The sequence below is a fragment of the Curvibacter soli genome, from assembly GCF_029211125.1.
Taxonomy (GTDB): domain Bacteria; phylum Pseudomonadota; class Gammaproteobacteria; order Burkholderiales; family Burkholderiaceae_C; genus Curvibacter_A; species Curvibacter_A soli.
The window spans coordinates 1-21,143 of sequence record NZ_JARGEN010000043.1 but is presented as its reverse complement, the minus strand read 5'-3'; the positions used below and the strand labels follow the sequence as shown (position 1 = coordinate 21,143).

The following is a 21,143-nucleotide window of genomic DNA, read 5'->3' as shown; positions in this document are numbered from 1 at the left end:
ACAGGCAGCCCGCCGGACGCGCCGGGCGCCCGGGATGGATTTGTAGAATCGGATTATCCATGAGCCATCCCGAGCCCTCTGCCGCCCCTGGCGTGCCCGCCGCTGTCGCTTGGGCCGACCCGCGGCGCGCGGCGGCGTTTCACGACTGGCTCGCGCCGCTGGCGGCGCAGCAGGGCCTGCTGCCCGCCAGCCTGCGCCCCGCGTCGGCGGACGCGAGCTTTCGGCGCTACCTGCGCATCGACGACACCCAGGGCGCGAGCCGCATCGTCATGGACGCTCCGCCTGACAAGGAGGACTGCCGACCCTTCGTGCAGGTGGCGGCCCTGATGGCCGGCGCCGGCCTGCGCGTGCCGCAGGTCCAGGCATGGGACGAGCCCCAGGGCTTCATGCTGCTGAGCGACTTGGGCCCACGCACCATGATGGAAGTGCTGGACCCCACCGACCCGCAGGCCGCGCTGCCGCTCTACGAGCAGGCCATCGATGCGCTCGTCGCCTGGCAATGCGCCTCGCGCCCCGGCGTGCTGCCGCCGTATGACGAGGCGCTGCTGCGGCGCGAACTGGCGCTGTTCCCCGACTGGTACCTGGCCCGCCACAAGGGCGTGGCGCTCGGCGATGCGCAGCGCGCCACGCTGGAGCATGCCTTCGCCGCCATCGTGCGCCACAACCTGGCCGCGCCCAGCGCATACGTGCACCGCGACTTCATGCCCAGAAATCTGATGCTGGGCGGCGCGCTGGGCGTGCTCGACTTCCAGGACGCGGTGTACGGCCCCATCACCTACGACATCGCCAGCCTGATGCGCGACGCCTTCCTGAGCTGGGACGAGGAATTCGTCATCGACGTGACGGTGCGCTACTGGCAGGCCGCGCGCAAGGCGGGCCTGCCGGTGGACGAGGACTTCGGCGCCTTCTACCGCGGCGTGGAATGGATGGGCCTGCAGCGCCACCTGAAGGTCGCGGGCATCTTCGCGCGCCTGACGCTGCGCGACGGCAAGCCCAGGTACCTGGCCGACACGCCGCGCTTCATCGGCTACATCCGCGCCACCGCGGGCCGCTACCGCGAACTGGCGGGCCTGCTGCGGCTGGTCGACGAGGTGGAAGGCATGCTCCCCGCCAGCGGCTTCGCGTTCGGCAGGGTTTGAGGCAAAAAGTGCCTCCAGCGCAGGTCCAGACTGCGATAGAAGCTATAAAAATAGTAGCATTGGATGGATGGCTGGGCGCCAGCAAGACGGTGGGCATAAGGCTGCGTTGACAGTGCATGCACAGATAGATCAGCCATAACCAACCAACGATTTATTCGTTTAAGGTCTAAGAAGCGCATTCAATAATCGAATCCGGTTATTTGAATGCGGTCTCTTACTTCATGAACTTTCAGCAATTGCGCTCCGTGCGGGAGACCGTGCGCCGTGGCTTCAACCTGACCGAGGTGGCCAACGTGCTGCACACCTCGCAGCCCGGCGTGAGCCGGCAGATCCGCGAGCTGGAGGAAGAGCTGGGCATCGAGCTGTTCGTGCGCGCGGGCAAGCGCCTGACGGGGCTGACGGAGCCCGGCAGCCACGTGCTGCCGATCATCGAGGGCATCCTGCTGGGCAGCGACAACCTGCGGCGCGCGGGGCAGGAGTTCGTGGGGCAGAAGAGCGGCACGCTGTCCATCGCGGCCACGCACTCGCAGGCGCGCTACGCGCTGCCCACGGCGGTGCAGGGGTTCCGCGCGCAGTTCCCCGACGTGCGGCTGCACCTGCACCAGGGCTCGCCCAAGCAGGTGGCCGAGATGCTGCTGACGGGCGAGGCCGACGTGGGCATCGCCACCGAGGCGCTGGCGCTCTACGACGACCTAGTGGCGCTGCCGTGCTACCGCTGGACGCACGCGGTCATCGTGCCGCCGGGCCACACGCTGCTGGAGGCGCCGCTCACGCTGGCGCGGCTGGCACAGTACCCGCTCATCACCTACGACACGGGCTTCACGGGGCGCGGCCACATCGACGAGGCGTTCGCGCAGCAGAAGCTGGCGCCGCAGATCGCGCTGACGGCCATGGACGCGGACGTGATCAAGACCTACGTGGAGCTGGGCATGGGCGTGGGCATCGTGGCCTCGATCGCGTTTGAGGCTGAACGCGACCTGCAATTGCGCGCCATCGACGCCGGCGCGCTGTTCGGCATCAATCTCACGCGGCTGGCGGTCAAGCGCGGCAGCTACCTGCGCGGCTACACCTATGCGTTCATCGAGTCGTTCGCGCCCACGCTGGGCCGCGCGGCGGTGGAAGGCGCCCTGGCGGGCAACGGCGCGGAAGGCTCGGACTACAAAATCTGAGGTTCAAAAGCTATCAAATAGATAGCTGCCTTCGCAGGCAAAACAAGCGCTGGAGCCCAATTTGGCTATGAACCTGGAAACGGCAGTTGACCACTTTGCGTCCCTCGCCAGGCCGCATGAAATCGAGCGTTGCCGGCTCCGATGGGGTTCACCTCGTGGATGAGAGCGCCATGCACCCGCCAGCACCGCGCTCGGCGCGCCATGCGGCGTTGCTCCTCCTTGCGGGCATGAGCCCGCCGCGTCGTCGCGTCTTGCCTGGCACCCCGATCACGGCACCGGCAGGCGCATCCAACTGCCGTTTCCAGGATGAAGCCGCGTACGCCAGCTCGGCCAGCGCGGCGGCCAGCGCCCGGGCCGGGTCCACCAGCGGCAGGCCCCATGCCGCCTTGGATGCCTGCCGGCACGCTGCTGGTGTGCGCCATGTTCGTCCGAGCCCCTGCTGCGCCGGTCAGAACGCCGGCTTGTCGCTCGGGTTCTTGATGTTGTCCTTGAGCTGCTGGCTCATGGGCAGGCCGAGCGCGGCGTTCTTGGGCGGGATGGGCTGCATGAACCAGCGGTTGTAGCTCTTCTCGAACTCGCCGGACTTCATCAAGCCGATGATCACGCCGTCGACCAGCGCCTTGAACTGCGGGTCATCCTTGCGCAGCATGCAGCCGTAGGGTTCGACCTGCAGCGCGTCGCCCACCACTTCGTAGTCGCCGGGGTTCTTGGCATTGGCCTTCAGGCCGTAGAGCAGGATGTCGTCCATGGCGAAGGCCAGGGCGCGGTCGCTTTCGACCAGCAGGAAGGCGTCGGCGTGGTCCTTGGCAAGAATGATGTCGAAGTCCAGGCCCTTCTCGGTGCTGTACTTGCGGATCACCTGAAAGTTGGTGGTGCCGGTGGTGGTGGTGACCTTCTTGCCCTTGATGTCGGCGTAGTTCTTGATGCCGGAGGTCTTCTTCGTCAGCAGGCGCGTGCCGGTGTAGAAGTGGTTGATGGCGAAGTCCACGTCCTTGCCGCGCGCGCTGTTGTTGGTGGTGGAGCCGCATTCGAGATCGACCGTGCCGTTGAGCACCAGCGGTATGCGGTTCTGCGAGGTGACGGGCATCCACTCGACTTCGAGGTCGCGCTTGTTGAGCTTGGCCTTCACGGCGTCGATCACGCTCTGGGTGATGTCCACCGAGAAGCCGACCGGCTTGCCCGGGCCGTTGAGGTAGCTGAACGGAATGGACGATTCACGGTAGGCCACCGTGAGCTTGCCGCTTTGCGCCACCTTGGCGAGCGTGTCGCCCGCTTGCGCGGCGCAGGTCACACAGATCGAGATGGCGGCGGCCAGTGCGGAAAGTTTCATGGAGACCTCTTGCAAATGCGGAAGTGGATGGGAGAAGCAATGAGAGTATCCAGTGTAAAAAGCCGGTGGCGAACTGGGCAATTCTTTTTGCACCCTGCCCATTACCAAAATGCAGGGGCTTGTCCCAGCGTTGGTGCGGCATGCACAGCCTTGGCGCCATAACTTGTGGTCATGGGGCATCGTGCTATTGGCATGCGCCAATCGGGTGCGGCGCGCTAGTGCCAATGTTCGATGCTTGGCGGCACCAATAAAAGCGATGCGTCAAAAGGCGCGTTTTATGTCCTGCTTAGCGTTGAACACTGCACTAGCATCGTCGGCTCAACATCACGGGGGAAGAAACATGCAGGTGGTTGTGCTGGGCGCGGGCATCGTGGGGCTGGCCGCGGCCTATGAGCTCCAGCGCCAGGGCCACGCGGTGACAGTGGTGGACCGCGCGGCCAGCGGCGCGGGCGCGAGCAGCGGCAACGGCGCGCAGTTGAGCTATTCGTACGTGCAGCCGCTGGCCGACCCATCGATCTGGGGCCAGTTGCCCAAGCTGCTGTTCGCTGCCGATTCGCCGCTCAAGCTGCGCCCCCGGCTCGACCCGCTGCAGTGGCGCTGGGTACTGCAGTTCATGGCTGCGTGCAACGCCGCCACTTCGCATGCCGGCACGGCCACGCTGCTGGCGCTGGCGGCGGCCAGCCGCGCGGGCTTCGAGGCCATGCGCGCGGACGTGCAGCCCGACTGCGATTTCTCTGCCACCGGCAAGCTGGTGCTCTACCGCGGCGCCAAGGCGCTGGCGGGTGCGCGCCGTCAGATGGCGCTGCAGCGCGGGCTGGGCAGCGAGCAGCGCATCGTCAGCCCCGCGGAATGCGCGCAGATCGAGCCCGCGCTGCGCGAGGCCAGCGCGCAGATCGCAGGGGCCGTGTACACGCCCAGCGAATGCGCTGCCGACTGCCTGAAGGTGTGCCGCGAACTGGAGCGCGTGCTGCGCGCGCGCAGCGCACGCTTCGTGCTGGGCGCCGAAGTCACGCGGCTGGAAGTGCGCGGCGGCATGCTGGTCGCCGCCCGCACCACGCAGGGGCCGGTGGAGGCCGACGCCTTTGTGCTGGCGCTGGGCACCGCGTCGCACCCGCTGGGGCGGCAGGTGGGGCAGTACCTGCCCGTGTACCCCCTCAAGGGCTACAGCCTGACGCTGGACGTGACCGCCGCGCCCGACGCGGCGCCGCGCGTGAGCGTGACCGACGCCGCGCGCAAGGTGGTGTTCGCGCGCATCGGCGAACGCCTGCGCGTGGCCGGCATCGTAGAACTGGTGGGCGGCGACACGGCCATCGCGCCGGCGCGCATCGCATCGCTGCGCGACGCCACGCGCGCCGTGTTCCCGCACTGCGCGGGGCTCGACGGCGACGTGCACCCCTGGACCGGCATGCGCCCGGCCACGCCCACGGGCCTGCCCATCGCGGGCCGGCTGCCGGGCGCGCCGGCCAACCTGTTGTTCGACACGGGCCACGGCGCGCTGGGCTTCACGCTGGCCTTCGGCACGGCGCGGCAGGTAGCGCAGGCGCTGGGCGCGGCAGGCTGACGCGGCGGCTCGTCAGCGGCCCAGCAGGTCCAGCGCCTAGACGGCGCTCAGGCCCCAATGCAGCGCAGCCGCGCCCAGCGCGTCGCAGAACTGCCCGCCCGAAACCGGCAGGTTCTCACAGCGCAAGGCATGCCAGCGCGGCCACCGAGGCCGTCTCGGCCCGCAGCACGCGCGGGCCCAGGCTGACGGGCGCGAAGCCCCGAGCCAGGGCGGCGTCTTCCTCCTGCACAGTCAGGCCGCCCTCGGGGCCGTGCAGCACATGCACGGCCAGCGCCGCGCCCGCCGCCTGCGCCAGCGGGCGGCTGCCCGCGCGCAGCGACAGCAGCAGGCGCGCGCCCAACCCATCGCCCGGCGCCGCCGGCAGCGCGGCCAACCAGTCGGCCAAAGACAGCGGCGCATGCACCACCGGCACGCGATTGCGCCCGCACTGCTCGCAGGCCGCGACGGCGACGGCCTGCCAGCGCGCCTGGCGCTTGTCGGCCCGCTCGCCCGCCAGCCGCAGCACGCTGCGCGCCGCCGCCACTGGCTGGATGCTGGCGGCGCCCAGCTCGGTGGCTTTTTCCACCAGCCAGTCCATCCGCTCGTTGGCGGGCATGCCGACCACTAGGTGCACGGCGCGCGCGGCCTCGCGCTCCACGGCGACGTGCGCGCCCACCTGCACTTGCACATCGCCGCGGCCCATGCGGGTGACGGTGGCCGCGTATTCGCCGCCCTGGCCGTCGAACAGCGTGAGCGCATCGCCGGGCTGCAGGCGCAGCACCTGCACGTGACGCGCGGCGGCGTCGGGCAAGGCCAGCGCCACGCCGGATTGCAAAGGGATGGAGCAGTGGAAGCGAGGCATGCCGAGATTGTGACGCTACGCAATTGATAGCTTGCACCGCAGTATTACCAGGCGCTGGCTTGGGTTTTTTATCCTGGAAACGGCAGTTGGATGCGCCTGCCGGTGCCGTGATCGGGGTGCCAGGCAAGACGCGACGACGCGGCGGTCAACTGCTGTTTCCAGGATCAATAAGCCATGTCACCCAATCGGCGCAACCGAATCCCAGGGATACCGTGGAACCGGCTTTGCCGGGCCGCCGGAATCGCCTGGGCGAGGGGGTGGTGGCCACACGCAGTGGGCAAGCTTGGGGGGTACTTCAGCGCTGTGCCGCAGGAGCCGGCGGCTCGGTCCAGCCGCCGCCTAGCACTTTGTAGAGGGAGACCTGGTTTTGTAGCTGCACGAGATGCGTCTGTACCACCGACTGTTCGGTGCCGAACAGGGAGCGCTGGGCGTCGAGCAGGTCCAGGTAGCTTGCCACACCGTTGCGGTAGCGCAGGTCCGAGAGTTGCAGGCGCCGGGCATCGGCATCGGCCTGCGCGCGCAACGCGGCCAGTTGTTCGCGCAGCGTGGCCTGGCCCGCCAGCGCGTCCGACACTTCCCGGAAGGCGGACTGGATGGATTTCTCGTACTGGGCCACGGCGATGCCGCGTCCGGCCTGCGCCGATTCGAGCCCGGCCTGGTTGCGGCCCGCATCGAAGATCGGCAGCACGAGCTGCGGCGCAAGCGAGTACCCCCAGGCGCCGCTCTTGAACAGCCCTGACAGCTCGTCGCTGACCGTGCCGGCTTGGGCCGTGAGCGCGATGCGCGGAAAGAACGCTGCGCGCGCGGCGCCGATGTTGGCGTTGGCCGCGATGAGCTGCTGCTCGGCCTGGCGGATGTCGGGCCGGCGCACCAGCAGGTCCGACGGCAGCCCCACTGGCAGCGCCGGCATGACCGGCGCATTCGCCAGGCGGGACGTGGCGATGCTGTCGCGGATGTCCTGCGGCAGCGGCTGGCCCAGCAGTAGCGTAAGGGCGTTTTCGTCCAGCGCGCGTTGGCGCTGCTGCTGCGCATAGGTGGCGCGGGCCGCCTGTGTCAGGCTTTCCGCCTGGCTGTAGTCGAGTTCGGAGCTGACGCCGTTTTCCAGGCGCAGCTTGGCGAGCTGGGCCGATTCCTCGCGCGTGCCGAGCGTGCGGCGAGAAATGTCCAGCAGCTCCTCGTCGGCCAGCAGGTTGAACCAGGCGTTGGCGACCGCCGCCACCAGGCTGATCTGGGTTGACTTGCGTGCTTCCTCGGTGGCGAGGTACTGCGCCAGCGCCTGTTCCTTCAGGCTGGCGATGCGGCCGAAGAAGTCGATCTCCCAGGCCGAGACGCCCAGGCCGACCTGGAACAGGTTCTGGTACTGCCCGGACGTGTTGGGTGCGCGCGTGGCCGAGACGATGCCGTTGAGGCTGGGGTACTGGTCGGCGCGCCGGATCTGGAACTGCGCGCGCGCCTGCTCGATGTTGAGCACGGCCACGCGCAGGTCGCGGTTGTTTTCGAGCGCCGCGCCGATGAGTCGTTGCAGGCGCGGGTCGGCGAAGTAGTCCTTCCAGTCGATATCGGCCGCAGCCTTGGCCGCATCGGCGGCGGCGGGCGCTGCCGGATAAGCCGTTGGCACGGGTGCCGCGGGCTGCTCGTAGGTCGGGATGAAGCTGCAGCCAGCCAGCAGCGCGGCTGCAGCCAAGGTCAGCAGGGCGGGGCGCGTAGAAGGTGTCGTGGGTGCGCGCATGGCGTTGCCGGGGACAGTGGAGGGCGTCTTACGCATGGCCGTCGGTCTCCTGGAGATGTTGCTGGACCTGTTTGGCGTCATGTTCGCGCTGGCGCTGGCTGCCCTTGAAGAAGCTGCGTACCAGTACGAAGAAGATCGGCACGAAGATCACCGCCAGTATGGTGCCGGAGATCATGCCGCCGAGCACGCCGGTGCCAATGGCGCGCTGGCTGGCCGAACTGGCGCCGCTGGCGATGAACAGCGGCACCACGCCCAGGCCGAAGGCCAGCGAGGTCATGACGATGGGGCGGAAGCGCAGGTGGGCGGCTTCCAGCGCGGATTCGACGATGCCTTTGCCCTGCGCCTGCAGATCCTTGGCGAACTCGATGATCAGGATCGCGTTCTTCGCCGTCAGGCCGATGATGGTCACGAGGCCGATCTGGAAGTAGACGTCGTTGGACATGCCGCGCAGCAGCGTGGCCAGCAGCACGCCCAGCACGCCCAGCGGCACCACGAGCAGCACCGAGAACGGGATCGACCAGCTTTCATAGAGCGCGGCCAGGCACAGGAACACCGCCAGCAGCGAGAACGCATAGAGCACCATGGCCTGCGAGCCGGCGAGCTTTTCCTCGCGCGACTGGCCCGTCCATTCGAAGCCGAAGCCTTCGGGCAGTTGGGATGCGAGGCGCTCCATTTCTTTCATCGCGTCGCCCGTGCTGTAGCCCGATCCCGCATCGCCGGCGATCTTCATCGCCGGATAGCCGTTGTAGCGCACGGTTTGCATGGCGCCGGTGATCCAGCGCGTGGTGGCGAAGGTCGAGAGCGGCATTACCTGGCCCTTGCCGTTGAGCACCGGCAGGTCGAGCATCGATTCCGGGCGCATGCGCGCCATGGCGTCGGCTTGCAGCACCACGCGCTGCAAGCGCCCCTGGTTCGGGAAGTCGTTGATGTAGGCCGACCCGAGCGCCGCCGACAGCGCGTTGTTGATGCTGTCGAAGCCCACGCCGAGTGCGCTAGCCTTGTCGCGGTCGATGTCGATCTGCATCTGCGGAGCGTCCTCCACTCCGTCTGGACGCACGCCCGCGAGCACCTTGCTCTGCGCGGCCATGCCCAGCAGTTGGTTGCGCGCCGCGAGCAACGCCTCGTGGCCCTTGCTGCCGCGGTCCTGCAGGCGAAACGTGAAGCCCGAGGCGGTGCCGAGTTCGGGAATCGGTGGCGGGCTCAGGACGAAGATGAAGGCATCGCGAATGCCCGAGAGCGCCATGAACGCGCGCCTGGCGACCGACTGGGCCGATTGCCCGGGGTCCTTGCGCTCGCTCCAGTCCTTGAAGATCACGAACGCCAGGCCCATGTTCTGCCCCTGGCCCGAGAACGAGAAGCCGGCCACGGTCACGATGTTGATCACCTCGGGCTGCTTGAGCATGAACCCTTCCATTTGCTGGAGCACGCTGCGCGTACGCTGCACCGAAGCGCCCGGCGGCAGCTGCACGTTGGCGATGATGTAGCCCTGATCCTCGTTGGGCAGGAACGAGGTCGGCAGGCGCGTGTAGACCAAGCCCACGGCGGCGACCAGCGCCGCGTAGATGATCATCATGCGGCCGCCGCGGCGCAGCAGCCGCGTGAGCCCGCTCTCGTAGCCCTTGGCCGTGCGCGTGAACGTGCGGTTGAACCAGCCGAAGAAGCCCTTCTTCTCCAGGTGATGCCCCGCGTCCACCGGCTTGAGCAGCGTGCCGCAGAGCGCCGGCGTGAGCGACAGCGCGAGGAAGGCCGAGAAGGCGATCGAGGTCGCCATGGTGGCGGCGAACTGGCGGTAGATGTTGCCCGTGGAGCCGGCGAAGAAGGCCAGCGGGACGAACACCGAAACCAGCACCACCGTCACGCCGATGATGGCGCCCGAGATCTGTCCCATGGCCTTGCGCGTGGCCTGCAGCGGGGGCAGACCCTCATCGCTCATGATGCGCTCGACGTTCTCCACCACCACGATGGCGTCGTCCACCACGATGCCGATCACCAGCACCATGCCGAACATGGTCAGCACGTTGATCGAGAAGCCCATCGCCAGAAGTGCGCCGAAGGTGCCCAGCAGCGCCACGGGCACCACGATGGTCGGGATGATGGTGTAGCGGATGTTCTGCAGGAACAGGAACATCACCAGGAACACCAGCACCATGGCTTCGATGAGCGTTTGCACCACTTTCTCGATCGACACCGAGATGAAGGTCGACGTGTCATACGGGATCGCGTACTTCACGCCCTGCGGGAAGAACTTCTGCAGCTCGGCGAGCTTGGCTTTCACCGCCTTGGCCGTGGCCAGTGCATTGGCCGTGGGTGTGAGCTGCACGCCCATGCCGACGGCGGGCGCGCCGTTGAGCCGGGCGCTGGTGCTGTAGGTCTGCGCCCCGAGTTCGAGGCGCGCCACGTCGCGCAGGCGCACGGTGGAGCCATCGGTGTTGGCGCGCAGCACGATGTTGCCGAATTGCTCGACGGACGTGAGCTGGCCCTGCACGACGACGGTGGCAGCCACCGTCTGCCCCGGCGCGCTCGGCAGGTCGCCCAGGGAGCCCGCCGACACCTGGGCGTTCTGGGCCCGGATCGCTGCGGCCACCTGGTCGAGTGAGAGGCTGAAGCCCTTGAGCTTGGCCGGATCGATCCAGACGCGCATGGCGCGCTCGGAGCCGAACTGCGTCACCGTGCCCACGCCCGGCAGGCGCTGGAGTTCGGGCACGATGTTGCGTGCGGCGTAGTCGTTGAGCACGTCGATGCTCGCGTCTGGACTGTCGGACGTGAGGATCGAGAACAGCAGGAAGTTGCTGCGCGACTTCTCCACCCGCACACCTTGCTGCGTCACCGCCGAGGGTAGCCGCGGCGTGGCGCGCGAGAGGCGGTTCTGCACGTCCACCTGTGCCATGTCGGGATCGGTGCCGGGCTCGAAGCTCAGCGTGATCGTGCCAGTGCTGTTGGCCTGGCTCGTGGTTTCCATGTAGGCCAGGCCGGTGGCACCGTTCATTTCACGCTCGATGACCGCCAGCACGCTGTCCTCCAGCGTCTGGGCCGTGGCGCCGGGATAGGTCGCCGATACCTGGATGGTCGGTGGCGCCACCGTCGGGTACTGCGCAATCGGCAACTGGGTGATGGCCAGCGCGCCCACCACCATGATGAAGATAGCGATCACCCATGCGAAGATGGGGCGCTCGATGAAGAACTTGGCCATGTGCCGCGCTCCTTGTTCTTATTGTCGGTTTACTGCTTGGCCACGGGCGCGGCGGGTTGCTGGTCCTTGGCATCGCTAGGCTGCCACGGCACGGGCGTCACTACGACAGGGTCGCCGGGCTTGCCGCGCGGCAGTTTTTGGAAGCCGTCCACCATCACCTGTTCGCCGGCCTGCAGCCCGTCGAGCACCACCCAGTTGTTGCCCTGCGCGGGCCCGAGTTTCACCGGGCGCGGCGCAAGATGGTTGTCGGCACCCACGACCATGACCGTGTCGCCGTTGGCGGAGCGGGTCACCGCCTGCTGCGGCAGCAATATGCCGCCGTCGACCTTCGCCTGCTCGATGTGCACGCGCACGTACAGCCCCGGCAGCAGCAGCTTTTCGGGATTTGGGATTTCGGCGCGCAGCGTCACCTGGCCGCTGGTGGGGTCGACCGTAAGGTCGGTGAACAGCAGGCGCCCGGTCCGGCCATAGATGCTTCCGTCTTCCAGCATCACGCTCACGCTGGCTGCGCCCGTGCCGGCCTGCTTGTATTTGCCGCTGGCAAGGTTCGCCTTGAGCTTGAGCGCGTCGGCGGCAGACTGGGTGAAGTTGACATAGAGCGGGTCGATCTGCTGGATGACGGCCAACTCGGTCGGCGTGCCCTGGCCTACGAGCGCACCTTCGGTCACGAGGGCGCGGCCTATGCGGCCCGAGATTGGCGCCGTGACGGTGGCATAGCCCAGGTTGATCTGTGCCGTCGTCACGGCGGCCTTGGCCGCTGCGATGTTGGCTTCAGACGTCTTCTGCGCTGCCACGGCGTTGTCGTATTCCTGCTTGCTGACGGCATTGGCCGCCACCAGGGGGCGGTAGCGCTCGGCCAGCGCGCGCGCCTGCGCGGCGTTGGCTTCGGCTTGCGCCACGCTGGCCTGCGCGCTTTCGAGCGCCGCGCGGTAGGGCGCGTCGTCGATCTGGAACAGCGTCTGGCCCGCCTTCACATCGCTGCCTTCGGTGAACTTGCGCTTTTGCAGGATGCCCGCTGCGCGCGCGCGTACCTCGGCCACGCGCGATGCTTCCAGTCGGCCCGGAAGTTCGGTCGTCAAGCCGACGACGCCGGGCGTGACCTTCACCACGCCCACCTGGGGCGGCGGGGGCTTGCCACCGCCCGCGCCTTGCGCGGCGGCCCCTTCGTCCTTCTTGCCGCAGGCGGCCAGGGCTACGGCGAGCGCGATGACCGTCAGGGTGATGCAGGCAGTCTTGCGTACGGCGGGCACAGTGGACTGGAGATCGGATGTTGCATGGCGCAAGCGGTACATGGTGTTCCTTCCGAAAGGGGGAATGCGGCAGACTGGGGAAGCGGGATGTTCGGTGAAAAGCGGTAGCCCCGTGCGGCCGGCGGAAAAACGCAGCGTAAGGCCGGGGTATCCAAAGCGGAAAAAACGCAGTATACATACGACCATGAATGTATATGGCTCCCCGTGCATGTTTTGCCGCGCGGGGTGTGAAGCCCGCGACAAGGAGACGCACAAATGGCTCGCCGTACGAAAGAAGACGCAATGGTCACGCGCAGCAGGCTGCTCGATGCGGCAGAGTCGCTGTTCCACGCGCGCGGTGTCGCGCGCACGTCGCTCGGCGACATCGCGCAGGCCGCCGGCATGACGCGTGGCGCGATCTACTGGCATTTCAAGGACAAGGCCGACCTCTTCAACGCCATGATGGAACGCGTCAAACTGCCGCTGGAGAATGCCTACCACGCGGGGCAGGACGATGACGGCAGCCCGCTGGAGCGCATGCGCTCCGTCATATCGCGCATGCTGCGCGAACTGGTGGACAACGAACGCATCCGCCGGGTCTTCGAGATCGCCAGGTTCAAGGCCGAATACGTGGACGAAATGCATGCCGTGCACGAGCGCCACGTGGCGGCCTGCGGCGATTTCCTCAGCCGCCTGGAGCGGGACCTGCGCACGGTGGCCCGGGCGCAGCGGGTGGCGATGCCCATGCCGGCGTGGCTGGCGGCCATGGGGCTGCACGCGCTGATCGACGGGCTGTACCAGAACTGGCTCCTTGAAAACGGCGGCTTCGACCTCGTGAAGGCCGGGCGCAAGACCATGGACGCCTACCTGTCGGGGCTCGGGTTCCGGCGCCAGTCCACCGCGCAGCAGGTGCCGGCCGTGGCCGCAGTCGTGGTGGAGCGGGAAGCGAGCCCCGCGCACTTGCTGGCAGTGGCAGGCGAAGCGGCCCGGCATTCACGCTAAAAACCGCAGTTGATCCTGGAAACAGCAGTTGACCGCTGGGCATCCCTTGCCAGGCCGCATGCAATCGAGCGTTGACGGCTTCGATGGGATTCACCTCTTGGGTGAGAGCGTCATGCGGCGTTGCTCCTCCTTGCGGGCAGCACAAGCCTGCCGCGTCGTCGCGCCTTGCCTGGCACCCCGATCACGGCACCGGCAGGGGCATCCAACTGCCGTTTCCAGGGCTATGGAATACATAGCTGCCAGCGCAGGTATACCAAGCGCTGGGGCCATTTTTCGTTCAAACCTTCGCCAGCCCTTCGTCGAGCGTGGCGGTCACGGTGAACAGGCTCAGGAAGCCGCTCATGTCGAACACCTCGCGCACCATGTCGCGCAGGCCCACGAGCACCAGCTTGCCCTTGCTCGCGCGCAGCTTCTTGCCTGCCAGCAGCACCACGCGCAGGCCCGCGGAGCTGATGTAGTCCAGCGCCGAGAGGTCGAACACCAGCCGCTGGATGCCGGTGTCGATCTGCTCGACCACCACGCGCTCCAGCTCGGGCGAGCTGCTGCTGTCGAGGCGACCGCGCGGGCGCAGGATCAGAACGTCGTCGCGGCGCTCTTGTTCGAGGTTCATGGGCGCAATCCTTCCGGGAATGTCATGAAGGGGAAAACGGGGTTCAACGCATTGTATGGCGGGGCCGTGGCCGGAGGCGCGCGATGAGCGCGGTGCGGGCCGACGCCACGCCCGCCGCGCGCGTGCCCGCAACGGCCCTGGGCGGCGTGGCCACGCTGGGCGGCATCGCGCTCACGGTCAAGCGCCGCGCATGCGCCGTGGCAGTCGCCGCCGCCGGGCGCCGGACCGCAGGGTGCCGCCCCGTCGCCCGCTGAGCCGCCACCGGAAGAGCCGGATGTCTTGCCCGCCATCGCCCCGGCACCGCTCGAAGCGCCAACCCCCGCTGCACCCGCCCCTGCGCCCGCACGGCATCGGGGCGCCGGTGCCCGGGGCCGGGTACGCCCGAAGGCGCCGGCGGTTCCATGGCTGGTGCTACAAAAGAAATAGCTGCCACCGCCGGTGAAAAGGCGGTTTCAGATGGTTTTGTATCTGAACTCCGCATTCATGGTGCGGTGGCAGCTACAAAAAACGGAGCGCGCGCCTCCGGTCCGTCACTGCGCCGCCTGCGCCGGCACGTTGATCACCTCGGCCACGTTGAGCAGCAGCATCGGCGGGTACAGACCCAGCGCCTGCACCGTGCGCATGTTGATCAGCAGCGAGAAGCGTTGCAGCGTCGAGGCCGGTATGGCCTGCGGCGGCTTCTTCTCCACGAGGATCTGCCGCGCCATCGACGCGGCGAACCGGCCGGTGTTGGAATCGTTGGAGAACAGCCCGAACATGCAGCCCGACTGGCGCACGATGCTCTCGGTGGCGCAGAAGGTCGGCAGCTTGTTGTCGAGCGCGGCGCGGGTCACGTCGTCGCGGTGCGTGAAGGCCAGGAAGGTGATCGGCCCCACGTACAGGAAATCGGCCCCGCGCTGCGCGATGTCGTGCACCTTCGGCGCGATCTGCGCGGGGTCGGGCGTGCCGTCGGGCAGCAGCGGCAGGCTGGCATCGACCACCTCGAAGCCCTGGCTGCGCGCCAGATCCTTGATGCGGTCGCGGATGATGGCTGAATTGGGCTCGGCGGGGTTGTGCAGGTAGCCCAGCTTCTTGAAGGGCCGGTAGGCGCGGATGGTATTGAGCTGCACCGGCAGCGGCGCCACGTGGCTCACGCCCGTCACGTTGCGGCCGGGTTTCTCCAGCGACGGCAGCAGGCCCGAGGCCACCGGGTCGGTCACCTCGGTGAACACGATGGGGATGTCGCGCACCGCGTCGTCCTTGCCCGCCTGGTCGTGGCGGCCGGCCAGCGCCAGCGTGGTGGGCGTGCCCCAGACATAGACCAGGTCAGGGCGCGCGGCGCGCACGCGGCTGCGCAGGTCGGCGATGTCCGCCGCCTTGCCCGAGAAGCGGATGTGCACGTAGCGCACGGGCACGTCCTGGCGCTGCAGGTAGCTCATGAAGCCGGCTTCGACCTTGGCATCGTCCTTCGGCAGCACCATCGCAATGGTGTAGCGCGCGGTGGCCACCGCCACCGCGGAGGCGGCGGACGGGTTGGGCGCCTGCTGCGCCTGCGCGCTGGCGCCCAGCAGGCAGGCCCAGGTGGCGGCCAGGGTGGAAACGGTGCGCAAGAACAGGTGGGTGGTGGTTGTCATCATGCGTGGCTCCTGGCGTGTCATGCCGCTGCGAGAAGAGGACGCTGGCCGCGCAGCCCGGCCACAAGGCCCAGCGTCGCCAGGGCCAGCAGAATGCCCACGGCCACCACCGCGCCGGCGTAGCCGAAAGCGGTGACGGCCACCGCCGTGACGAAGGGCGCGATGATGCTGCCCCCGCGCTCGATCAGGCGGAAGGCGGCCAGCGCCTGCTCCGGCGTGGCGCTGCTGTCCTGCGTGTGGTGTTCGAAGACCTCGGTCGCCAGCGCGATCTGCGGCGACGACTGCAGTGCCTGGCCGAAGCCCAGCAGCGCGCAGCAGGCTGCCATGCCCCACACCCCGCCCAGCAGCGGCAGCGCCAGGCAGGCCAGTGCGCTGAGCCCGCCGCCGGCCACGATGAAGGGCTTGCGCCGGCCCAGCAGGTCGGACCAGTGCGCCACCAGCGAGGCGGTGGAGGCGAAGCACAGGAAGTACAGCAGCAGCACGCGCCCCGCCACGGCGGGCTGCTGCTGCAGCTCGCTCATGTAGAGCGGCACCACCACCGACAGCACCGTCACCGCCACCAGCCGCCCCGGCAGCGCCGCGCCGAGGATCACGCAGACCGCGCGCGGCTCGCGCAGCACGGCCCAGTAGCCGCGCCAGCCGCCCGTGGTGGCCAGCCCGCGCTGCGCGCCGGTCTTCTGCGGCTGCGGCTGGCCGGGGGCCGGCGCCAGCGACAGCCGCAGCGCCACGGCCAGCGCCCCGGTCATGCACAGCGCGCAGGCCGCGAAGCCCGCCACGTCGCCCGCGCGCGCGGCGATCATGCCGCCGAACGGCGGCCCCACGATGCCGGCGGCCACGATGGCGGCGGCCACCTCGGCCAGTCCGCGCGCGCGCTGCTGCGGCGGCGTGATGCGCACGATGGCCGTCTGCACCAGGATCAGCGCCAGCCCGTAGGCCGCGCCGCCCACCGCGCGCAGCGCGATCAGCGTCCATGCGTCGCCTGCCCAGGCCGTGGCCGCCAGCGCGGCGGTGCCGGCCAGGGCCGACAGCACCAGGCTCCAGCGCAAGTCGAAGCGCCTTGCCAGCGCCGGGCCCGCGGGCTGGGCCAGCGCCAGCGTGGCCATGAAGGCCGCCACCGGCAGGCCCGCGACCATGGTTGGCGAAAGCGCCATGCCCAGGGGCCGCACCTCGCTGGCGAAGACGGTGAAGAAGGGGCGCAGCAGCTCCTCCGACAGCGCGACCAGGAACACCGTCAGGCGCAGCAGCGTGAGCTGTGACGAGACCGCCGCCGACGGTGCCGTGCCGCTGCCCTGCGGCGCCTGCCCGGCGGCCTGCAGCAGTTGGGCGCGGCATTCGTCGGCGTCGCGGTCGTTGGCCTGCGCGGCGTCCTCGGCCACCGCGTGGCGCCGCTGCCAGCGCCGCTGCACGCGCTGCCAGCCGCGCGCCTGCGCATAGGCCGCGAGCGGGAACAGCAGCGAGCGCCGCCACAGGCCGCGCGCCAGCTCGCGCACCAGCACGGCGGCGATGACCAGCGCCAGCACCAGGTCGACCAGCATGCCGCCGAGCTGGCGGTTCACGTAGTCGGCGGGGTAGCCCACCACCACGCTGCCGCCGGGAGTGGCGGCGATGGTGCGGCGGGGAAAATCGGCGCCGTCGCGGCGCTCGGCCTGCGGCACGTCGGCGCCCCAGGCCGCCTGGGTGGGTGCGGCGCCGTCGCGGCGCAGCGCCAGGTAGCTCAGCTCGGGCGCTTCGGCCAGTTGCTGGGCGAACAGCGCGTCCAGCCCGCTCAGGCCGTCCCACGGCACGCCCAGCGCCACGGCCCGCGCCACCTGGCCGGCCAGCGTGCGGCCCACGGCGTCGGCGTTCTCCTGGATCTGCTGCGTGACGAACGGGCGCGCGGCCTCGCGCGCGACCCACACCATGGCCGAGGGCGCCACGACCACGGCGAACAGCACGGCGGCCCAGAGCGCCTTGCCATAGCCTTGCGGGCGCGGCCCGGCGCCGCCATGCTGCACCGAGGCCAGCACCCGGCTGCTCCAGCGCAGCAGCGCCCACCAGGCCAGGAATAGCGTGCCCACCATGAGCGGCAGCGCGCGCAGCACCATGCTGGCCGCCGCCGCGCGGGCCTGGGCGCGGATGCCCGTGGGGTCTATTGCCGCCCACAGCATCGCCGCCGGCGCGCCGGCGGAGTCGAACATGGCGGTGCCCACGAACATGGCGTGGCCCGTGCTGCGCACGCTGGGCGCGTGGCCTGGGCCGGCGGCCAGCAGCGGGGCGCTCCAGCGCGCGTCGATGCCGGCGCGCAGCGCCGCGTCGCCCGCGCGGGCGATGGCCTCGCCGCGGTCAGTGTCCACGAACACCGCGCGCAGCGCGCCGTCCTCGGCCTGCAGGCGCTGCAGCCGCTCCACGAGCGAGCCCTGGTCGACCACCGCCACGCCGAAGCGCATGCCGCGCTCGGCCTCGTCGGCCACCTGGCGCAGCAGGCGCACCACGCGGTCCTGCGACAGTTGCGTAAGCAACTGCTCGGTGCGCCATGCAATCAGCACCAGCGACAGGCCGAACAGCACCAGCGAGAAGATGGCCGCGAATACCAGCGATTCGCGCCGCAGCCGTGGCTGCAGCGCCGCCGTGTCGATGCCGGTTGCGGCGCCGCGCGCCGCCGTGATGTCATTCATGGCCGAGTCCTCTGAAAGTCGTCTTTGCGGGCATGCGATGCCCTCTGGTCGTCTATAGTGTCATCCGCGTCGCGGGTGCCGGTGCCTATTTGCCGGAGCCGCAAGCACAGCGCCGCGTGGCCACCGGAGCCCCCACATTGCCGTTGTCGAAGCCTTTCACGCCCCCGAGCCTGCCGCCCAATGCCGCGCTTGCCGGCATTCCCGATGCCCACATGCGCGTGCTGCAGGACGGCGACTTCGCTGCCTGGTCGGCGCTGCGCGACGCAGTGATCGCGGCCCTGCCAGACCCCGACTTCTACGTGCGCGAGGACGACGAACAGGCGTTCTTCGCGGCCCATGCCAGCCCGCATGGCGAAACCCTCGGCGTGTTCGTGGGCGGGCAGCTCGTCGCCTATGCGATGGTGGGCTTTCCCGACGCCGCCGCGCCCGACAACCTGGGCCGCGTCATTGGCCTGGCCCCTGCGCTGCACGGCGCCGTGGCCCATGTGTCGAGCTGCATGGTGTTGCCAGCGTGGCGCGGCCACCGCCTGCAGCGCACGCTGCTGGACATCCGCCTCATGCTGGCGCAGATGCAGGGGCGCCACCTGTGCATGGCCATGGTGTCGCTGCACAACCACCTGAGCTGCCACAACCTGCTGCGCCAGGGCCTGCACATCGCCTGGACCGGCATGATCGACGGCCTGCAGCGGCACGTGGCGCTGATCGACCTGCGGCACGGCCTGCACTTCGACATGGGCGACGAGCTGCTGTTGCGCAGCGACGACTACGCCGCCTTGTGCGAAGCGGGCCGCGCGGGCTATGCCGGCATCGGTGAGGTGCGCGAGCGCGACGCCGTGCTCCTGCGCTACGTGCGGCATCTGCATCACGAGCGCAGCCCCTGGTAGGTCAGGGCGACGACGGTGATGTCGTCGGCCTGCGCGGCGCCGGCCTCGAAGCTGCGCACCGCCTGCACCACGCGCCGCGTCACCGCCGCCGCGTGCCCGCCCGCCGCCGGGTCGGCGCCGACGGCGGCCATGGCGTGCAGCAGCGCATCCTCGCCGAACAGCTCGCCCTGGGCGTTGGTGGCTTCGGTCACGCCGTCGGTGTAGAGCAGCAGCGTTTCGCCGGGGGCGAGCACCACCTGGCCCTCGGTGTATTCCTGCCCGTCCATCACGGCCAGGGCCATGTTGGTGCCGCGCGGAAAATAGCCCGCCGTGCCGCCCGTCAGCCGCACGGGCGGGTTGTGGCCCGCGTTCACGTAGACCAGGCGCCCGCTTTTCAGGTGCAGCACGCCATAGAAAACGGTGACGAACATCATCTGGTCGTTCTCGGCGCAGAGCTGGTCGTTGAGCGCGGCGATGGTGGCACCCGGCGACTGCAGGAACAGTGCATTGCTCTTGAGCAGCGTGCGCGATATCGCCATGAAGAACGCCGCCGGCACGCCCTTGCCCGATACGTCGGCCACCACCAGCGCCAGGTGCTCGGCGTCGATGGGGAAGTAGTCGTAGAAGTCGCCGCCGACTTCCTTGGCCGGGATCATGGTGGCGGCGATGTCCACCTCGGCCATGTCGGGCGCGGAGCGCGGCAGGATGGAAAGCTGCATCTGCCGCGCGATCTCCAGCTCCTGCTGCAGGCTGGCCAGCATGGCCTGCGTCTGCATGGCCGCCTGCAGCTCGCGCAGCAGCTTGAGCAGGCGGTTCTGCTGGTTGCTCACCAGCCCCGACATGCGGCCCAGGATGCCGGCCAGTTCGGCCAATTGGTTGGTGGTGGGCGCCGCTGCGGGCTGCTGCTGCGCGGCTTCCGCCAGGGCGGCGGGAGGGGGCTCGGCGGTGGAGCCCAGCGCGGCCAGGATTTCCTCGCGCGAGCCCGGGTCCAGGCTCTCGGCCAGCGAGCGCAACTGGTCGCGGATCAGCCGCTCCTGCTGGCGCCGCGTGCGGATGCGCTCCTGGCGCAGCGTCTCCAGGTTCAGCAACTCGGAGCGGATGGCCGCCACGCCGCGCGCGATGGCGCCGGACTCGTCCTCGGCGTCCTCCTCGCCGTGGTCGAGCGAGGCTTCGGTGGAGCCGTTGGCCAGCGCCTGCAGCACGCCCACCGAGCGGGTCAGCGGCTCCATCGCGTGGCGCATGTAGGCCAGCAGCCCCAGGGCCAGCACCGCGGCGAAACCCAGCGCCGCGCCGATGGCCACCAGGCCGAACAGGCGGTCGGAGCGGTAGGCCGCGCTCACGTCCTGCATCCACACCAGCACGCCCACCACGCGCCGGTCGGGGTTGGCGACGGGCTGGCTCACGATCTGCAGCGCCGGGGCACCGCTGCCGGGAGCCTCTTGCACCAGCACTTGCGGCGAGCGCACCGGCACGGTGGCGCCCGTGGCCGCCAGCGTGCCCGGGCGCGTGCCCACGGCCTCGGCGCCACGCATGTTGACCAGGAAGATGTCGCCGCCCAGGTACGAGGCCAGTTCCGGCAGGCGCTGCGCCACGTCCTGGCCCACGGCCAGCGCGCCGTCGCCGAAGCCGCGCACGGCGATCCAGTCGTACTGCCGCGGCGCCACCTGGCTCAGCCCGCGCACGCCCCCGGGGGCGGACTGCGCCGCGGCCACCCAGGCGGCCTCGGCCAACGGCTGCGGGTCGATGCCCGGCTCCGTGGTTGCCAGCAGTGCGCCGCGCGAGCCCAGCACATCGATGCGTAGTCCCGGCGCATGGCGCACGGCCTCGGCCAGCAGGGCGTCGATGCGCTGCTGCGCGCTGGGCGCGCGCATGTCCTGGAACGCAGGGTCTTCGAGCAGCCGGCGCGCCAGCGCGTCCTGGCGGTCGAGGCTCTCGTTTTGCAGCCGGTCCCACGCGATGCGCTGGCCCTGCAGCAGTGCGTCGTTGTAGCGCTGCGACCAGCGCTGCTCGCCGTACCAGCCCAGCGCGCCGAACACGGCGACGAGCAGCGCCAGCGCCAGCAGCACGATGAGCATGATGCGGCTCTTAAGCTGCATCGCTCAGATCCTTTCGGGAAGCGGGCGGCACGGCAGCCCACGCGACGCGGCGGCCCCGCCGCGCCCGCCAGACCAGCGCCCCGGCGGCGGCCAGGCCCGCCGCAGGCGCCGGCAGGC

General features: G+C 69.5%; 15 protein-coding genes. 6 read left to right on the top strand and 9 right to left on the bottom strand.

Annotated elements, in window-relative coordinates; translation table 11 throughout:
- Positions 1–59 precede the first annotated feature (59 nt).
- Positions 60–1,139, top strand: coding sequence for an aminoglycoside phosphotransferase family protein (locus tag PY257_RS10220; RefSeq protein WP_275741388.1), 1,080 nt, complete (start codon positions 60–62; stop codon positions 1,137–1,139).
- Positions 1,140–1,360: 221 nt separating this feature from the next.
- Positions 1,361–2,308, top strand: coding sequence for a CysB family HTH-type transcriptional regulator (locus PY257_RS10215; RefSeq protein ID WP_275741380.1), 948 nt, complete (start codon positions 1,361–1,363; stop codon positions 2,306–2,308).
- A 448-nt stretch (positions 2,309–2,756) separates the two neighbouring features.
- Here PY257_RS10215 and PY257_RS10210 read toward each other — a convergent pair whose 3' ends face one another.
- A complete protein-coding gene (locus tag PY257_RS10210) occupies positions 2,757–3,638 on the bottom strand; it encodes a transporter substrate-binding domain-containing protein (RefSeq protein WP_275741373.1) in 882 nt (293 codons plus the stop codon).
- 340 nt (positions 3,639–3,978) lie between these two features.
- Between PY257_RS10210 and PY257_RS10205 the strand changes: the two genes are divergently transcribed.
- Positions 3,979–5,199 carry a D-amino acid dehydrogenase gene (locus PY257_RS10205; protein ID WP_275741372.1) on the top strand — a complete coding sequence of 407 codons (1,221 nt, stop codon included), beginning with the start codon at positions 3,979–3,981 and terminating at the stop codon, positions 5,197–5,199.
- Between the two features lie 115 nt (positions 5,200–5,314).
- Here the strand turns inward: PY257_RS10205 and PY257_RS10200 are convergent, their stop codons facing one another.
- The 4 genes from PY257_RS10200 to PY257_RS10185 all read right to left on the bottom strand — a co-directional run bounded on the left by PY257_RS10200 (position 5,315) and on the right by PY257_RS10185 (position 12,251).
- Positions 5,315–6,040 carry a 16S rRNA (uracil(1498)-N(3))-methyltransferase gene (locus tag PY257_RS10200; protein WP_275741370.1) on the bottom strand — a complete coding sequence of 242 codons (726 nt, stop codon included), beginning with the start codon at positions 6,038–6,040 and terminating at the stop codon, positions 5,315–5,317.
- A gap of 295 nt (positions 6,041–6,335) precedes the next feature.
- Positions 6,336–7,769: an efflux transporter outer membrane subunit gene (locus tag PY257_RS10195; protein WP_275741559.1), complete on the bottom strand. Its 1,434-nt coding sequence runs from the start codon at positions 7,767–7,769 to the stop codon at positions 6,336–6,338.
- Between the two features lie 28 nt (positions 7,770–7,797).
- Positions 7,798–10,959, bottom strand: a complete 3,162-nt coding sequence (locus PY257_RS10190; protein ID WP_275741368.1) for an efflux RND transporter permease subunit — start codon at positions 10,957–10,959, stop codon at positions 7,798–7,800.
- A 29-nt stretch (positions 10,960–10,988) separates the two neighbouring features.
- Complete coding sequence (locus PY257_RS10185) at positions 10,989–12,251, bottom strand: efflux RND transporter periplasmic adaptor subunit (protein WP_275741366.1); 1,263 nt, start codon at positions 12,249–12,251, stop codon at positions 10,989–10,991.
- 213 nt (positions 12,252–12,464) lie between these two features.
- On the opposite strand from PY257_RS10185, the gene PY257_RS10180 reads away from it, so the two are divergent.
- On the top strand, positions 12,465–13,190 hold the full coding sequence (locus tag PY257_RS10180) for a TetR family transcriptional regulator (protein WP_275741364.1): 726 nt from the start codon (positions 12,465–12,467) through the stop codon (positions 13,188–13,190).
- 277 nt (positions 13,191–13,467) lie between these two features.
- On the opposite strand, the gene PY257_RS10175 is transcribed toward PY257_RS10180, so the two are convergent.
- A complete protein-coding gene (locus PY257_RS10175; protein WP_275741362.1) occupies positions 13,468–13,800 on the bottom strand; it encodes an STAS domain-containing protein in 333 nt (110 codons plus the stop codon).
- Positions 13,801–13,883: 83 nt separating this feature from the next.
- Here PY257_RS10175 and PY257_RS10170 point away from each other — a divergent pair, with 83 nt between their 5' ends.
- Positions 13,884–14,054: a hypothetical protein gene (locus PY257_RS10170; protein WP_275741360.1), complete on the top strand. Its 171-nt coding sequence runs from the start codon at positions 13,884–13,886 to the stop codon at positions 14,052–14,054.
- Between the two features lie 276 nt (positions 14,055–14,330).
- On the opposite strand, the gene PY257_RS10165 is transcribed toward PY257_RS10170, so the two are convergent.
- Both PY257_RS10165 and PY257_RS10160 read right to left on the bottom strand, forming a co-directional pair.
- A complete protein-coding gene (locus tag PY257_RS10165; RefSeq protein ID WP_275741358.1) occupies positions 14,331–15,416 on the bottom strand; it encodes an ABC transporter substrate-binding protein in 1,086 nt (361 codons plus the stop codon).
- Between the two features lie 17 nt (positions 15,417–15,433).
- Positions 15,434–18,067: an MFS transporter gene (locus PY257_RS10160; protein WP_275741356.1), complete on the bottom strand. Its 2,634-nt coding sequence runs from the start codon at positions 18,065–18,067 to the stop codon at positions 15,434–15,436.
- Between the two features lie 143 nt (positions 18,068–18,210).
- On the opposite strand from PY257_RS10160, the gene PY257_RS10155 reads away from it, so the two are divergent.
- A complete protein-coding gene (locus PY257_RS10155) occupies positions 18,211–18,951 on the top strand; it encodes a GNAT family N-acetyltransferase (RefSeq protein ID WP_275741354.1) in 741 nt (246 codons plus the stop codon).
- Here the strand turns inward: PY257_RS10155 and PY257_RS10150 are convergent.
- Positions 18,930–21,026, bottom strand: coding sequence for a PP2C family protein-serine/threonine phosphatase (locus PY257_RS10150; RefSeq protein ID WP_275741352.1), 2,097 nt, complete (start codon positions 21,024–21,026; stop codon positions 18,930–18,932). The two genes, PY257_RS10155 and PY257_RS10150, sit on opposite strands and share 22 nt — an antisense overlap.
- Positions 21,027–21,143: the final 117 nt, after the last annotated feature.